The sequence below is a fragment of the Shewanella sp. genome (genome assembly GCF_051658185.1).
In the GTDB taxonomy this organism is placed as follows: domain Bacteria; phylum Pseudomonadota; class Gammaproteobacteria; order Enterobacterales; family Shewanellaceae; genus Shewanella.
This window is the reverse complement of the sequence record NZ_JBOFMC010000405.1, coordinates 1-16588: the sequence shown is the minus strand read 5'-3', so window position 1 is coordinate 16588 and position 16588 is coordinate 1. Positions and strand designations below refer to the sequence as shown.

General features: G+C 46.9%; 10 protein-coding genes. 5 read left to right on the top strand and 5 right to left on the bottom strand.

Annotation, left to right across the window (positions count from 1 at the left end):
• The coding region (astB, locus tag ACRCZA_RS15145; protein WP_438675224.1) for an N-succinylarginine dihydrolase at positions 1 to 1260 on the bottom strand (1260 nt) is incomplete at its 3' end.
• 329 nt (positions 1261 to 1589) lie between these two features.
• Here astB and topA point away from each other — a divergent pair.
• Positions 1590 to 4241 (top strand): type I DNA topoisomerase, encoded by a 2652-nt coding sequence (gene topA, locus ACRCZA_RS15140; protein WP_438675223.1) that lies wholly within the window; start codon positions 1590 to 1592, stop codon positions 4239 to 4241.
• 321 nt (positions 4242 to 4562) lie between these two features.
• Here topA and zomB read toward each other — a convergent pair whose 3' ends face one another.
• Complete coding sequence (gene zomB, locus ACRCZA_RS15135; RefSeq protein ID WP_438675222.1) at positions 4563 to 5342, bottom strand: flagellar motor control protein ZomB; 780 nt, start codon at positions 5340 to 5342, stop codon at positions 4563 to 4565.
• A gap of 237 nt (positions 5343 to 5579) precedes the next feature.
• Here zomB and cysB point away from each other — a divergent pair, with 237 nt between their 5' ends.
• A complete protein-coding gene (cysB, locus tag ACRCZA_RS15130) occupies positions 5580 to 6554 on the top strand; it encodes an HTH-type transcriptional regulator CysB (protein WP_438675221.1) in 975 nt (324 codons plus the stop codon).
• A gap of 408 nt (positions 6555 to 6962) precedes the next feature.
• On the opposite strand, the gene ACRCZA_RS15125 is transcribed toward cysB, so the two are convergent.
• The 3 genes from ACRCZA_RS15125 to ppsR all read right to left on the bottom strand — a co-directional run bounded on the left by ACRCZA_RS15125 (position 6963) and on the right by ppsR (position 10183).
• Positions 6963 to 7625: a response regulator transcription factor gene (locus tag ACRCZA_RS15125; RefSeq protein WP_438675220.1), complete on the bottom strand. Its 663-nt coding sequence runs from the start codon at positions 7623 to 7625 to the stop codon at positions 6963 to 6965.
• Between the two features lie 488 nt (positions 7626 to 8113).
• The gene (locus tag ACRCZA_RS15120) at positions 8114 to 9190 is read right to left on the bottom strand and encodes a 3-deoxy-7-phosphoheptulonate synthase (protein WP_438675219.1); all 1077 of its coding nucleotides are present in this window, start codon (positions 9188 to 9190) and stop codon (positions 8114 to 8116) included.
• Positions 9191 to 9370: 180 nt separating this feature from the next.
• Positions 9371 to 10183 carry a posphoenolpyruvate synthetase regulatory kinase/phosphorylase PpsR gene (gene ppsR / locus ACRCZA_RS15115; protein WP_438675218.1) on the bottom strand — a complete coding sequence of 271 codons (813 nt, stop codon included), beginning with the start codon at positions 10181 to 10183 and terminating at the stop codon, positions 9371 to 9373.
• A gap of 124 nt (positions 10184 to 10307) precedes the next feature.
• Between ppsR and ppsA the strand changes: the two genes are divergently transcribed.
• From ppsA to ACRCZA_RS15100, 3 genes are all read left to right on the top strand, one after another.
• The gene (gene ppsA, locus ACRCZA_RS15110) at positions 10308 to 12677 is read left to right on the top strand and encodes a phosphoenolpyruvate synthase (RefSeq protein WP_438675217.1); all 2370 of its coding nucleotides are present in this window, start codon (positions 10308 to 10310) and stop codon (positions 12675 to 12677) included.
• Positions 12678 to 12776: 99 nt separating this feature from the next.
• The gene (gene ydiJ / locus ACRCZA_RS15105) at positions 12777 to 15818 is read left to right on the top strand and encodes a D-2-hydroxyglutarate dehydrogenase YdiJ (protein WP_438675216.1); all 3042 of its coding nucleotides are present in this window, start codon (positions 12777 to 12779) and stop codon (positions 15816 to 15818) included.
• A gap of 383 nt (positions 15819 to 16201) precedes the next feature.
• A partial coding sequence (locus ACRCZA_RS15100; protein WP_438675215.1) for a DUF1285 domain-containing protein occupies positions 16202 to 16588 on the top strand: 387 nt, incomplete at its 3' end.

Genomic DNA, 16588 nt, shown 5'->3' with positions numbered 1-16588 from the left:
GAGTAGTTGGGGGTCGGCTAAATCTTGAGTACTTAAGCGGTCACGGTAATGTTTATCTACCCACGCAGTTAAACGGCTAAAAAGAGCATCATTCATTAAGGTGTGTTGATTCACAGCTTCAATTTCTTTTGAATTCATCGCGACTCGCAAACGCAGGCAAGCGGGGCCGCCACCGTTTTGCATACTTTGTTTGACGTCAACATAACGCACTTGCTTAATGGGGGTGTTGAGTGTGAGCAGTTCTGTTAAATAGGCGGATACGGCTGGATTTTCTTGGCAATCGGTTGGGGCGATAATGGCCATTTCCCCTGAGGGCAGGGTGATGATTTGGGTGTTGAATAAATAGCTATTAACGGCATCGTTAATACTGACCTTCGCGGTGGGCACTTCGATAAAGAACAGCTCAGTGTTGAGCTTACGTTGAATTTCAGCCATTTTATCTTGGGTGTTTAAAAAAGCCTGCTCATGATAGAACAGCACATTTTGGTTGCCCACGGCGATAACATCATTGTGAAATACCCCTTGATCAATGACATCGGGATTTTGTTGTATAAAAACGCAATTGTCTTGCGTCAGTTGATGTAAGCGCGCCACGGCCATTGAGGCTTCTAAGGTTTGTCTTGCCGGATATTTACGCGGTTTAGGTGTCTTGGGGTTGGTGGCTTCTTGGCCATAAACAAACAGCTCTACCCCTGCATGGCCATAGGATTGGCATAAACGGGTGTGATTGGCGGCGCCTTCGTCACCGAAGCTATTATGTTCAGGTAAATGAAGGTGATGATGAAAATAGTGGGGATCGTTGAATGTTGCTGTTAAGATGCGCCCCGTGGTGGAGGGTTCGAGGCTACGGTGCAGCTTATCGACCAAATTGGCTGGGGTAAAATGCAGTTTACCATCAAGGGTGTCGGCACTCGGGGAGACTGTGGCCGCATTGGCAGTCCACATGCTCGAGGCGCTGCAACAGGCGTTGAGCAATGCCGGAGCGTTTTTGGCGGCTTGTTGCAGTACGCTGGCATCATTTCCTGAAAAGCCCATACGGCGCAGTGTATAGATGTCGGGGCGCTCTTGGGGCGCTAACATGCCTTGAATGAGGCCCATGTCAGCTAATGCTTTGGCTTTTTGTAGCCCTTGTTTGGCCGCAGCTTTAGGGTTAGCGACCTGCGCGGCATGGTTCACTGAGGCCACATTACCAAAGGATAGACCCGCATAATTGTGGGTAGGCCCTACCAGTCCATCAAAATTCGCTTCAAAGTGCTTCATTGCTTATCCTTGTGATGGGGATGGTTATTGTGGAATGAGATGTCCCCTTGGTGGGCAGTATACTGAAGCCATGAATGCGCACAAGCGCATGATTTTGTGCTCCAAACGACTTTTTCGCACTAAATGCATAACTATTTCTTGCTTGCTGGCAAATAATGAAATATTAGTTTTTAATTACGCAATATTATTTTTTTACATTTTTTCAACTTTGATTAAAAAGTGACTCGCTGGACCATGTAAAAGAGGGATTAACTTGAAACTATTTGTACAACCCTCTATATATGGAGCCAATTTCCACCTTCTTGAGATTTTTTGGCGCAAATCAAACTATGGGTAAATCGCTAGTTATTGTCGAATCGCCGGCCAAAGCTAAGACTATTAATAAATATCTTGGCAAAGAGTTCATCGTTAAATCGAGTGTGGGTCACATCCGTGATCTGCCCACATCGTCAACTTCTGAGGGCAACGTCAAGGCAAAATCGGCTGCCGAAGTGAAGAAGATGTCGCCTGAAGAAAAGGCGCGATATAAAAAGGTGAAGGATCAGCAAGCGCTGGTGTCTCGCATGGGCGTTAACCCTGAACAGGGCTGGGCGGCTAAATATCAAATTTTGCCGGGTAAAGAAAAGGTCGTTAAAGAGCTGCAAGCCTTAGCGGATTCTGCTGACCATATTTATCTCGCAACCGACTTAGACCGTGAGGGAGAAGCTATCGCCTGGCATTTACAGGAGGTGATTGGTGGCGATCCTTCGCGGTATCAACGAGTCGTGTTTAACGAGATCACTAAATCGGCGATCCAAGAGGCCTTTAGTAAGCCATCGACGCTCGATACTAATATGGTTAACGCGCAACAAGCGCGCCGCTTCTTAGACCGCGTCGTGGGCTTTATGGTCTCACCTCTGCTGTGGAAAAAGGTGGCTCGTGGCTTGTCGGCCGGACGAGTACAATCCGTTGCAGTGCGCTTAGTCGTTGAACGTGAAAGCGAAATTAAAGCTTTTGTGCCAGAAGAATTTTGGGATGTGCATGCACAATTAAACACGCCAGCGAATGAAGCGCTGCGCATGGAAGTGGTTAAGTATCTTGATGCCGCTTTTGAGCCAACCAACGAGCAGCAAGCCTTAGCGGCCGTGCAGGCCTTGTCTGCTGCGAGCTTCAAAGTGATTGCGCGCGAAGATAAAGCGACTCAAAGTAAGCCTTCTGCACCGTTTATCACCTCAACCTTACAGCAGGCTGCCAGTACTCGTTTAGGTTTTGGCGTGAAAAAAACCATGATGATGGCGCAGCGGTTATACGAAGCGGGCCACATTACTTACATGCGTACCGATTCGACCAATTTAAGCCAAGAAGCGCTAGATAGTGTGCGCGACATGATTGCTAAAGAATTTGGTGCTAAATATTTACCTGCAGATCCTATTCGTTATGGTTCGAAAGAAGGCGCCCAAGAAGCTCACGAAGCGATTCGTCCATCTAACGTCCAAGTTCAAGCGGCGCAGCTCAGTGATATGGAACGTGATGCGCAGCGGTTATATGAGCTTATCTGGCGCCAGTTTGTTTCCTGCCAGATGACGCCTGCGCAATATGATGCCACCCGTTTAACGGTAAAAGCCGGTGACTATGAGCTTAAAGCCTCAGGCCGTACGCTGCGTTTTGACGGTTGGACTCGAGTGCAGACGGCACTTAAAAAGAAAAATGAAGAAGACTATACGCTACCAGTGGTTAACGAAGGCGATGTACTGTCTTTAGACCAATTAGAGCCTAAACAGCATTTTACGAAGCCTCCGGCCCGTTACAGTGAAGCCTCACTGGTAAAAGAGTTAGAAAAACGCGGTATTGGCCGGCCATCGACTTATGCAACGATTATCTCAACCATCCAAGATCGCGGTTATGTGAAAGTGGAAAACCGTCGCTTCTATGCTGAAAAAATGGGTGAAATCGTTAGTGAACGGTTAGTCGGTAGTTTTGCCGATTTGATGAGCTATGACTTTACTGCCAGCATGGAGCAAACCTTAGACGATGTCGCCCGGGGTGAACTCGAGTGGAAAAAAGTGCTCGATGGGTTTTACGCAGACTTCACTAAACAGTTAGCCAAAGCTGAGCTTGATCCTGAAGAGGGGGGAATGCGTCTTAACCAAATGGTGATGACCAACATTCAATGCTCAACCTGTGGTCGTCCAATGGGGATCCGTACCGGTACTACCGGGGTATTTCTTGGCTGCTCAGGCTATGAATTGCCGCCAAAAGAGCGCTGCAAAACCACAATGAATTTAACCCCAGGGGTTGAGGCCATTAGTGAAAGCAGTGAAGATGCGGAGACCGATGCTCTGCGCGCCAAGCATCGCTGCGCTATCTGTGGCACAGCGATGGATAGTTATTTAATTGATGAAAAACGTAAATTACACGTTTGTGGTAATAACCCCATTTGTGAAGGTTATGAGGTCGAAGAAGGCCAGTTTAAGATTAAAGGTTATGAAGGGCCGCTGATCGAATGTGATCGTTGTGGTCATGACATGGAACTGAAAAATGGCCGGTTTGGTAAATATTTTGGTTGCAGCAATGAAGACTGTAAAAATACCCGTAAATTACTGAAAAACGGCGAGGCCGCGCCACCAAAAGAAGATCCTATCTATTTGCCAGAGCTTAAATGCAGCAAATCAGAGGCGCATTTTGTCTTACGTGATGGCGCAGCGGGGATCTTTTTAGCGGCGAGTACTTTTCCTAAATCCAGGGAAACCCGAGCACCTTTGGTTGAGGAGTTAGTTAAGTACCGTGAGCTGCTTTGGCCTAAATATCAATACTTAGCCGATGCTCCCATCACCGATGATGAGGGTAATAAAGCGGCGGTTAAATTTAGCCGCAAGACTAAGGAGCAATACGTTGCAACTGAGGTCGATGGCAAAGCAACGGGTTGGTCGGCGCACTTTGTCAACGGTAGTTGGGTTAGTACCACTACCACCAAAAAAGCCACAAAGGCCACAAAGGCTTAGAGCTTAGAGCGTAAAACTTAGAGTTTACTACGCTTTAATATCGCCATGAGGGCATATACGTCGAGGACCCAGTGTCGGCGATATGCCCTCAGTGATAGAGATATGCCCTCAGTGATAGATGTGCAGTGCTAGTCCTGCTCGCTTAAGGTATGTTAATTTGAGCCGCCATTAGGCCATTAGCGCTTTATGGCATTGGGGGGCTATCTACGCGGACGTGAATCTTTAGCGATAAACCATAAAAAAACCAAGTCATGGACTTGGTTTTTTTATGCTCAGAAATAAAAAGCAGGGTATAAATTGACGCCTGTTGTTATTGCGATATCACCATTTCTTTTTCGGTTGAAATAGCATATCAATGTCATCTTCTTCGTTTTTTGGTTTTGGTGCGCTAGGCTGTGACAGTTTTTGCGCGCCCATGATTTCATCAAGTAAGTGTTTGGCTTCATCAACCTTACGGCCAATAAAAGGGTCATTGGGCGTCTGCGCTTTAATTGTGTGTAATGTGGCTAAGGCTTTGCTGACCATTTGCTTGGCGGAGCCGTATTGTTTCATAAAACACGCGGCTCGGGCGCGAGATAGCATGGAATCCACATTTATTCGTAGTTGTAAGTTATCGATTCGGTTTTCTTCTTGAGCAAATACCGCGGGATCCACTCGACCTTTATTATGTTCGGCGCGTAATATCGCTTTGAGCTTTTTTAAGGTTTGCACTAAGGTCAAAATTTGTTTGTCGTTATCGGGTAATCTGAAATTTTCAATCGGCGGCACTTGAGGCACTTGAGCTTGCAATGAGGCGATTTGATTGTTGAGATCGGTTAACCGACGTTGATAATCGACCTGCTGTTGGTGTGTACTGAGACTGGTCGCTATTTGGAGAGCATCTTGTACTCGACGATACAAGACTAAGATAATTGCGGTACTACAAGGGATCATTCCCGTATTTGATAATACGGTTTCAGTTTCATCAATAATGGCCCGTTGGCGGGCAAATTCGGTGCGACGCTCAGCCTCAACACGCTCTTTTTGTTGTTGTACGACGTTAATGCCGATAACAAGCAGTAAAAGTGCACCGATGAGGATCAGGACCCAGGTAAATGTCATAGCTGTTCCATTATTTATAAAATTGAGCTAATGCTACAATAAATCAATAAAATAGCATAGCTATCTTAGCTTAGGTTATGATTTCTGTCCTACGGTTCTGTTGCGAGATATTCTATATTCCTGTTTGCTTTAATTTTTCCGATATATTATAACGTTTTACTATAGATAAGCGTGTGTGAACTGAGTGTATATCACTCAGTGCTGATGCCATTGGCGTGTTTGAGACAAGGATAGAAAATGAAACTGCAACAACTTAGGTATATTGCCGAGGTCGTAAAACATAACCTTAATGTATCGGCTACCGCTGAAAATTTGTATACGTCTCAACCCGGTATTAGTAAACAAGTGCGCATGTTAGAGGATGAGTTAGGGATCCAAATTTTTGGGCGCAGTGGCAAACATTTAACCCATGTCACTCCAGCAGGGCAGCAGGTGATTAATATCGCCAATGACATTTTGGGTAAAGTGGAAAGTATTAAAAAAGTGTCGGAAGAATATACTAAGCCTGATCAAGGTGAATTGAATATTGCGACCACCGATACTCAAGCGCGTTATGCTCTGCCGACGATTATTCGGCAGTTTATTGACCGTTACCCTAAAGTCAACTTGCACATGCATCAAGGTACGCCTTCGCAGATCAGTGAACAGGCTGCTCGTGGGGATGCTGATTTTGCGATTGCCACCGAAGCGATGCATTTGTATACCGATTTAATCATGTTGCCTTGTTATCACTGGAATCGCTCAGTGGTGGTGCCCAAAGATCATCCTTTGGCTGCGCGAACCCACATTAGTATTGAAGATCTCGCTCGTTTTCCTTTAGTCACTTATGTGTTTGGTTTTGATCGTGCATCTGAAATTGAAAAGGCGTTTAATCGCGCCGATCTTGAACCACGGGTCGTGTTCAGTGCCACCAGTGCTGATGTGTTAAAAACCTACGTTCGTTTAGGTTTAGGTGTAGGGGTGATTGCCACTATGGCCATCGACCCGGTTATCGATAAAGATTTAGTGACCATTGATGCAAGCCATTTATTTGCCCACAGTACCACCAAAATTGGCTTTAGAAAGGGCAGTTTTTTACGCAGCTATATGTATGATTTTATTCAGCACTTTGCACCTCATTTGACCCGCGATGTGGTCGAAAAAGCCGTTGCTTTACGGGATCAGCAATTAATCGATGAGATGTTTGCCGATAAAAACCTACCGATACGCTAGGTTTTAAATACAAAAATGCCGCAATACAATGCGGCATTTTTGTTGGCATTATTGAGAGTTCGGGCGTGTTGATGCGCCATGATTTTTTGCAGCAATTTGCTGAGGCTGAGGCTGAGGCTGAGGCTGAGGCGAGGCAAAGTCCATGCGCTGTCGTTATTTTAGATACGTTATTTTAGATACGTTATTTTACATAAACGGACGATAACGCAGCAGAAACGGTGAGCCAAATGTTGCCAGAAGGGGGCATCTGGCCAGCAGTTGCGCTGACTTGCAGTGACAAGAGTCGCTCGCCATTTGAGTCGCATAACGACAGGTTATGCCTCTCTGCGCGACTGAGCGAACAACATTCCATCTTGAAACGTCAATACCCCTTAGGTTGCTATTTTGTTGATTGGAACAACAATAGCATTAGGATAAATCCACTTTATCCATTTCTAATTGTGAAAGCGCAATGACGGCTTGCGTGCGATTACGTACGCCAAGTTTTCTGAAAATTGCCGTGGCGTGAGCCTTTATGGTGGCCTCCGAGACATCAAGATCATAGGCAATTTGTTTATTTAATAGGCCTTCTGCGAACATCTGCAGCACTTTGTATTGCTGCGGAGTCAGATCCGATAACTTACTTGCCATCTTGTCGATATCGTCATCCACTATCGGGATCACATCGACGCCCTTGGGTAACCAAATATCACCAAACAGCACCGCGGTGAGGGCCGTTTTTAGGGTTTCCATTGAGGCAGATTTGGGAATAAAACCACTGCTACCGTAATGGATTGCGCGGCTGATGGTATTAATATCTTCATGGGCAGAAATGACGACCACTGGCAGATCGGGGTAGTGGGTACGTAAATGGATTAAGGTTGAATAGCCATGTGATCCTGGCATTTGCAAATCGAGCAGTACGAGATCAAAACTCACATCGGGATGATCGAGTACCGCTTGCAATGCCTCGCCACTGTCGGCCTCATACCATTGAGTATGTTCAAAGGCATTCATGAGCGCTTGACGTAATGCATTTCTGAATAATGGATGATCGTCTGCGATAATAATATTTAAGTTTGCTAGCTTCATGGCTTTTATGGTTATGTTCGTTGCGCGTGAAGATGGAATTCAATGTAACAGAAAAGTCATCAGGGTTCCTACCGCTTTCTGCAACAATTCCTATAAATGTTGATAGCTTGCCTGCTGTTATGCTGTATCTCTCATCATGACCTATGACTAACAATCATTAATATTGACCGTGAATCATGATATCGAGCCCTCAATCATCCCGAAGCAGATTAGCGGTGCACCGGCGGATAACTTAAATCGCGTTCTGCGCTATCGGCATAGTGTCAGTTGATATAGCGCTTCTGGAATAGGCGGATTGGGTAAGCTCATATTTATCGCGCGTTAAGTCGAGGACTTAGGTTAGGACTTAGGTGAGGACGTCGGTGGGATTGGCTTAGTGCTAAATGTCGGCGCGGAAGTTAGCGGCTGCTAAATATAGGATATAGGGCTGCGTAAAGTACGATGCATTAAGTGCTAAAGGTACCGCGCAGCCCATGGCGATAAGGGCGTTAGTTTGATGTTGATTGGCTAAGCAATTGGCGTCGTTCGCGTGAGGCCTGAGCCAGTTCCCGTAGTAACTTTTCTGAGTCGGCCCAATTTAAACAGGCGTCGGTGATACTTTGGCCATAGCGTAATGGCTGACCTTCAATCACTTTTTGCTGACCTTCTTCAAGGAAACTCTCTGCCATGATCCCGGCAATGGCGGTACTGCCCGCGCGCATTTGCGCCATGATATTTTTCGCAACGTCTAATTGTTTCAGGTGATTTTTTTCACTGTTGCCATGGCTAAAGTCGATGATCAGTCGTGGTGTCACATTGACGGATTCTAATTTTAACCTTGCTTGTTCAATATCTTGCTCAAAATAGTTGGGCTTTTTGCCCCCCCGTAAAATGATATGGCCAAAGGGATTACCGTGAGTCCGGTAAACAGCCATTGCGCCATCTTTATCTGGGGAATAGAAAATATGCGGTGCCTTGGCGGCCCGTACGGCATCCACGGCGATATTGATATTGCCATCGGTGCCGTTTTTAAAGCCTACCGGACAGGAGAGGGCTGAGGCCATTTCGCGGTGAACTTGGCTTTCGGTGGTGCGGGCGCCAATGGCTCCCCAGGTGATGAGATCGGCAATATATTGGCCATTGACCATATCTAAAAATTCAGTGGCAATGGGCAATTTTAACTCGGTGATTTGTTGGAGCAATTCACGGGCGATCCGCAGGCCTTTATTGGGCTCAAAACTGCCATCGAGATCGGGATCGGAGATCAGCCCTTTCCAACCAACAATGGTGCGGGGTTTTTCAAAGTAGACCCGCATTACAATGCATAAATCTTCTTTAAGTTCTTGGTGTAACACCGCTAAACGGTGAGCGTATTCAAGAGCGGCTTTGGTATCGTGGATAGAGCAGGGACCGATGATCACCAATAAACGTTGATCTTCACCCACAATAATGGCTTCAACTTCACGACGTTGCTGCAGAAGGTAGTCGGCGGCATCCTGGGTTAAGGGGTACTCAGATGCCAGTTGTGCAGGTGAGATGACTTTGGCTAATAAAGAAGTACGTAATTCGTCAGTTTTAATGGTCATTCAAAATACCGAGCTTGCATGCGGCGCTTTTCGCCAGATTGCCACGGATTATAACGAATCGAGGCGCGTTGCACAGTGCCAATTGTGTTAATTGTCGGCATCTGTGCAATCAATTTGCCGTAAGTTAGATCAATTTAACCTAAATTTGCCCCCGGCAAATTCGCGAGTCCATGAGCGAAGTTAGAACATATGGCGCTCAAGTCCGGTGACATCTAAAATTTTAGTCGCAATTTCTTCCACTGAGTGATTGGTGGTATCGATAAAGGGAATACGCTCCCGCTTAAACAACATTTCGACTTCTTTGACTTCGAGGCGGCACTGTTTCAGTGAGGAATAACGGCTGTTTTCCATGCGGCTTTCACGGATTTCATGCAGTCGCACTGGATCAATGGTTAAACCAAATAGCTTCTTTTTATTACGTTTTAATGCTTCGGGTAACTTTAAGTTATCCATATCATCTTCGGTAAATGGATAATTGGCCGCTTTAATGCCAAATTGCATGGACAAATACAGGCTAGAAGGCGTTTTACCGCAGCGTGAGACACCCAGTAGGATTAAATCCGCTTGATCCATGTGTTTTAAGGTTTGGCCGTCGTCATTATCCATTGCAAAATTAATCGCATCGATGCGGGCTTCATAGCCGTGATTGGCTTTACCGTGGGTGCGATGCAGTACGGGTGAGGCACTAACGCCTAATTGTTGTTCAAGTGGGGCCACAAACGTATTCAAAAAATCATAATCTAAGCCTTCACTTGAATAAATAATGTCGCGGATCTCTGGTTTTACAATCGAATGGAACACTAATGGCCGTTCGCCTGTTGTAATAAAACAATCATTAATTTGTCGCTTAACTTGTTCTGCTTTTGTGATGGTTTCAACAAATGGAATGGTAAGTGATTCAAATTCTAATGGAAATTGCGAGAGGACGGCATGTCCGAAAACCTCGGCAGTAATTGCGGTTCCGTCTGAAATATAAAATACCTTTGGTGCCATACTGACCTCTTGTAGTAATAAAATTACAAATAAAATTATAGATTTACGCTGCTTCTGCGGGAGTGTAAAATGCCGCTGCCCTGGTGTGAAGGGGCCACTGAAATAAACTTGCGGAGATAGAACTGTGCAGCAATACGTACTCTGGTATCAAGAATTAGGCATGGGTGACGTCAACTTGGTTGGCGGTAAGAATGCTTCCCTTGGCGAGATGATCAGCAATCTAGCTAATGCCGGTGTTCAAGTACCTGGCGGATTTGCGACTACTTCTTTTGCGTTCAATGAGTTCCTTGAGCAAAGTGGAGTAAACCAGAAGATTTATGACATTCTAGCAACACTGGATGTAGATGATGTCAATGCACTGGCAAAAGTAGGTGCACAGATCAGACAATGGGTGATTGAAACCCCATTCCAACCAGCGTTAGAGCAAGCCATTCGTGAAGCTTACGATAAACTTGCCGCTGAAACGAGCGAAGCCTCATTTGCGGTGCGCTCTTCTGCGACGGCAGAAGATATGCCCGATGCTTCTTTTGCTGGTCAGCAAGAAACCTTCTTAAACGTGAAAGGATTTGACTCAGTACTGGTGGCGATTAAGCACGTGTTTGCGTCACTGTTTAACGACCGTGCGATTTCATACCGTGTTCACCAAGGTTATGAGCATCATGGTGTTGCCCTGTCTGCCGGCGTACAACGTATGGTTCGTTCAGACAAAGCAGCATCAGGCGTGATGTTCACCATGGACACAGAATCAGGCAATAACGATGTGGTGTTTATTACCTCATCTTTTGGTCTGGGTGAAATGGTCGTGCAAGGTGCGGTAAACCCTGACGAATTTTATGTTCACAAACCGATTTTATCTCAAGGCCATCAAGCTGTTGTGCGCCGTAATATCGGTAGCAAGCTCATCCAGATGGTATATTCCGATGATGCTGCTCACGGCAAACAAGTTAAAATTGAAGATGTTGCTGCTGACAAACGTCGTCAATTCTCCATCAATGATGCAGAAGTGATGGAGTTGGCTAAACAAGCCATGGTGATTGAAAAGCACTATGGCCGTCCAATGGATATCGAATGGGCCAAAGACGGTAACGACGGCAAACTGTATATCGTTCAAGCCCGTCCAGAAACGGTTCGTAGCCGTGAAGACGTACAATTGATTGAACGTTACCACTTAAAGAGCCGTGGCGCGGTGATCTCTGAAGGTCGTGCAATTGGCCATAAAGTCGGTTCAGGTATCGCTAAGGTATTAACGTCTATCGCGGATATGGATCAAATCCAACCCGGCGATGTGTTAGTGACTGACATGACCGACCCAGATTGGGAACCGATCATGAAGCGCGCCAGCGCCATCGTGACTAACCGTGGCGGTCGTACCTGTCACGCGGCGATTATCGCCCGTGAATTAGGTGTACCTGCTGTTGTCGGTTGTGGTGACGTGACTGACCGTATCAAAAATGGTCAATGGGTGACGGTCTCTTGTGCCGAAGGTGATACTGGTTTCATCTACGAAGGTAAACAAGAGTTTGAAGTGATTTCAAACCGCGTTGATTCACTGCCATCGTTACCAATGAAGATCATGATGAACGTGGGTAACCCCGATCGCGCCTTCGACTTTGCCCGTTTACCTAACGAAGGTGTCGGTTTAGCGCGTTTAGAGTTCATCATCAACCGCATGATCGGTATTCACCCGAAAGCACTGCTTGAATTTAATCAGCAAGATGCCGCGCTGCAGCAAGAAATCAACGAGATGATCGCTGGTTACGAGTCACCCGTTGAGTTCTACGTTGCCCGTTTGGTTGAAGGTATCGCGTCTATCGGTTCGGCCTTCTATCCGAAGAAAGTGATCGTACGTATGTCAGACTTTAAGTCTAACGAATACGCGAACTTAGTCGGTGGTGACCGTTACGAGCCAGAAGAAGAAAACCCAATGCTCGGCTTCCGTGGCGCCAGCCGTTATATCTCCGAATCCTTCCGCGATTGTTTCGCGCTAGAGTGTGAAGCGATTAAACGCGTTCGTAACGACATGGGCTTGAAAAACGTTGAAGTGATGATCCCCTTCGTTCGTACTGTAAAAGAAGCGGAACAAGTGGTTGAACTGCTTAAAGAACAAGGCTTAGAGCGTGGTAAAGATGGTCTGCGCGTCATCATGATGTGTGAAGTACCGTCTAACGCATTATTAGCAGATCAGTTCCTTGAGCACTTCGATGGTTTCTCTATCGGCTCAAACGATTTAACGCAGTTAACACTTGGTCTTGACCGTGACTCCGGCATCATCAGCCACTTGTTCGATGAGCGTAATGAAGCCGTGAAGATCCTGCTGTCTATGGCCATTAAAGCGGCTAAGGCGAAAGGTGCTTACATCGGGATCTGTGGTCAAGGACCTTCAGATCACGCTGATTTTGCCGCTTGGTTAGTGGAGCAAGGCATCGATACCGTATCGTTAAACCCTGATACCGTAATTGATACTTGGTTATATTTAGCCGAAGAACACGCGTAATCGGATTAGCCATTTTACAAAGGTGTTAAAAAAGCCGCTTTTTAGCGGCTTTTTTTTGTTTATAATGGGCCGCATAACAATAATTGACTGAAGCTGCTCATGTTACCTCTGTTATCACATCAACAAACCCTAGAACCTGTCTATCTGGCGTACCTTGATGCCTTAGCGCAAAGTGCCTATGCCGGTGACATCGATAAGCGCTACAGTGCGCGCTTAGTGCAGGCGACCGATAACTCGGTGTATCAATTTTTGCCCCAAGCGGTACTTTATCCCAAGCATCAACAGGATATTGAGATAGCACTTACGCTTGCTGCCAAAGCTGAGTTTGTTGGTGTGACCTTTAGTGCCAGAGGCGGCGGGACGGGCACCAATGGTCAGTCGTTGACCCACGGCGTGATCCTCGATGTGTCCCGTTATATGAACCGAGTGCTGGAAGTCAATCCTGAGCAAGGCTGGGTGCGGGTGGAGGCGGGCGTAGTCAAAGACGCGCTTAATGATGCGCTGCGGCCACACGGTTATTTTTTCAGTCCGGATTTATCGACCTCTAATCGCGCCACGATTGGTGGCATGATCAACACCGACGCCTCAGGCGCGGGCTCTTTAGTGTACGGTAAAACCTCAGACCATGTGCTGGCACTGCGTAGTGTATTAATTGATGGCAGTGTGCTCGATACCCATCCCTTGGATGCAAGGCTGTTATGTGATCCCGAACAGGTGAGTGATAATCCGCTTGGACAAAAACTGATTTCATCCATTGCCCAAGTTTGCCGTGACAAACGAGAACTGATTGAAAAACAATTCCCTAAGTTAAACCGTTTCTTAACCGGATACGACTTAAAACATGTCTGGAATGCGGGCTTAACGCAGTTTGATCTCTCGCGGATATTGACTGGTTCAGAGGGTACGCTTGCCGTTGTTACTGAAGCCACACTCAATATCACGCCGCTGCCGACTGCGCGCGCAATGGTGAATATTAAGTATGACTCCTTTCAATCAGCACTGCGTCATGCGCCATCGTTAGTGGCCGCGCGGGCAACTGTGGTTGAAACCGTTGATTCAAAGGTGCTTAATCTGGCCCGTGAAGACATTGTGTGGCACTCGGTGGCCGATCTTATTCAGGACGTGCCGGGTAAAACGATTGATGGCCTCAATATGGTCGAGTTTGCCGGTGATACGGTCGAGGTTGAGCAGAAGCTTGCGAGTCTTGAGGCGGTGTTGACCGAGCAAATTACCCGCGGTGAGTGTGGTGTGGTCGGTTATCAAGTGACCCAAGATAAGGCCAGTATTGAGAAAATTTACGGTATGCGTAAAAAGGCCGTCGGGTTACTCGGTGCCACCAAAGGGCGTCGTAAACCGATTGCGTTTGCTGAAGATACCGCCGTGCCGCCCGAAAAATTAGCAGATTTTATTATGGAGTTTCGCGCACTGCTCGACAGCCACAAGTTGCAATATGGCATGTTTGGCCATGTGGATGCGGGCGTGTTACATGTCAGGCCGGCCCTCGATATGTGTGATGTTGCAGATGAAAAACTGCTGAGGGTGATTTCCGATCAAGTCGCGGCCTTAACGCTTAAGTACGGTGGCCTGATGTGGGGCGAGCATGGTAAAGGCGTGCGTGGTGAATACGGCCCGGCGGTATTTGGCGATGAACTTTATGGCGTGTTGCAGGATATCAAAGGGTTATTTGATCCCGCCAATCGGCTCAATCCGGGCAAATTAGTCGCACCCAAAAGCGTTGGTGCGCTGCGTTACACTGTCGATAGCACGAAACGCGGGCAGTTTGATAGGCAAATCCCTGTGGAAGTGCGCGATGCCTATCCCGATGTCATGAACTGCAACGGTAATGGTCTGTGCTTTAATTACAGCAGTTACTCGCCAATGTGTCCCTCATTCAAAGTCACGGGCGACCGAGTGCAGTCGCCCAAGGGCCGAGCCGGGTTGATGCGCGAATGGTTAAGACTGCTCGAAGCGGAAGGGGTTGATGTTAACGCCCTTGCCCAGGCTAAGCCCCTGGGTATGTTACAGCGCATGCAAAATACCCTTAATGCCAAGCGTGATTATGACTATTCCCATGAGGTTATGGCGTCACTTAAAGGTTGTTTGGCCTGTAAAGCCTGCTCGGGACAATGTCCGGTTAAAGTCGATGTGCCTAAGTTCAGGGCGCAGTTTTTTAATATTTATTATCAGCGCTACTTAAGGCCCGCTAAGGATTACCTCGTGGCAGGGATTGAAGACTCTCTGCCGTTGATGGCGAAGGTGCCGCGTTTAACCAATTTTGCTTCGCAAAACCCCGTGAGCCAATGGGTGATTAAACACGCCATCGGCTATGTGGATGCGCCCGCGTTATCTGTCCCCACGTTAAAGCAGCGCCTCGATGGCCACGCGTGCCGAGGTTATGATTTGGCGGCATTGCAGGCGATTCCAGCTGAGGAACGGCAGCAGTTTGTGCTCGTGGTGCAAGATCCCTTCAATACGTTTTACGATGCGGGCTTGGTGCTGCGATTTATTCAATTGATCGAAATCTTAGGGCTAAAACCTGTGCTCTTACCTTTTAAGCCCAATGGTAAACCCACTCATATCAAAGGATTTTTGGATAAGTTTGCGCGCACTGCGCAATCGAGTGCCGATTTTTTAAATCAAGTGCATCAGCTCGGCATGCCGATGGTGGGCATCGATCCCGCCTTGGTTTTATGTTATCGCGATGAATATAAAGAAATATTGCGCGGCAAACGTGGCGCCTTTGAGGTGAAACTTGCCAACGAATGGTTACTCGACATACTGAAGGATATTCCCGCTAAAACCATGCAAGATAAGCAATATACTTGGTTTAGCCATTGCACAGAGTCTACTGCCAAGCCTAATACGGCCAACGAATGGACTCAAATTTTTGCGCACTTTGGTGCTAAGTTATCGGCTATGAATCTTGGCTGTTGCGGTATGGCGGGCACCTACGGCCACGAGGCGGAGAATCTTGAACGCTCTCAAGCGCTGTTTGAAATGTCGTGGCAGCACACCTTAGCAAAGTTAGATAAACAGCAGATACTGGTTTCAGGCTATTCTTGTCGTAGCCAAGTGAAGCGATTTGCGGGTTTTAAGCCTAAGCATCCACTTGAAGCATTACTCGAATTGGCAAAAGCCTAAATTGCCACGTTATGACTAGACAAATGGCGGCTCCTACGGTTATGTGTTAACCGTAGGATAAAGGCTCGACACAGGGAGACTATGGCGTTTAGGGTAAATTTAGCAAGGTAGGCAACTTCGCACGCGATAACATTGCCTAATCTAATATTGACAGTGATGACAGTGATGACAGTGATGACAGTGATGACAGTAGGGCTAGCCATTCGCTTAAGCCTTCAATCACTCAAGCTAGAGCGTTAAATCAAGTGCAACCATATTGATAATAAGCAGTTTTTTGCAAGACTGCGGCGTTAAAAACGCGGTTTATGATAAAGCGCTTTTTATGATCGTGCGCTCTTTATGATAGTGCGCAGGTGTTGAGAAAGGACTGTTGTGGATAAAGGGTGAAGCTGAGAAAGGAGTCGGTGATGGAAAACGTAAGGCAACATCCGCTAGAAACCCTTGCGCAGTTAATTGACAAACGCGAGGCTAACCTTGAGCCCATTTTTAGCGGTCCAGGGGCACAGGGGCAGGGCGAACCCTTGTTTGCTATTCACGCAAGCGGGCAATGGTACTATCAGGGCGCTCCTCTCCCCACACGTTTTGCTAAGTTGTTTGCCAGCATTTTGCATTGCATTGATGGCGACCATTTTTTAATAACGCCGGTGGAAACCATCCAAGTGGCAGTGGTCGATGTGCCTTTACTGATTGTGGCGGTAGCGGCAGACAGTTCGGCTAGCGCCATCACGCTTACCAGCAGTCTTGGAACTGAGCATGTGATAACGGACTTA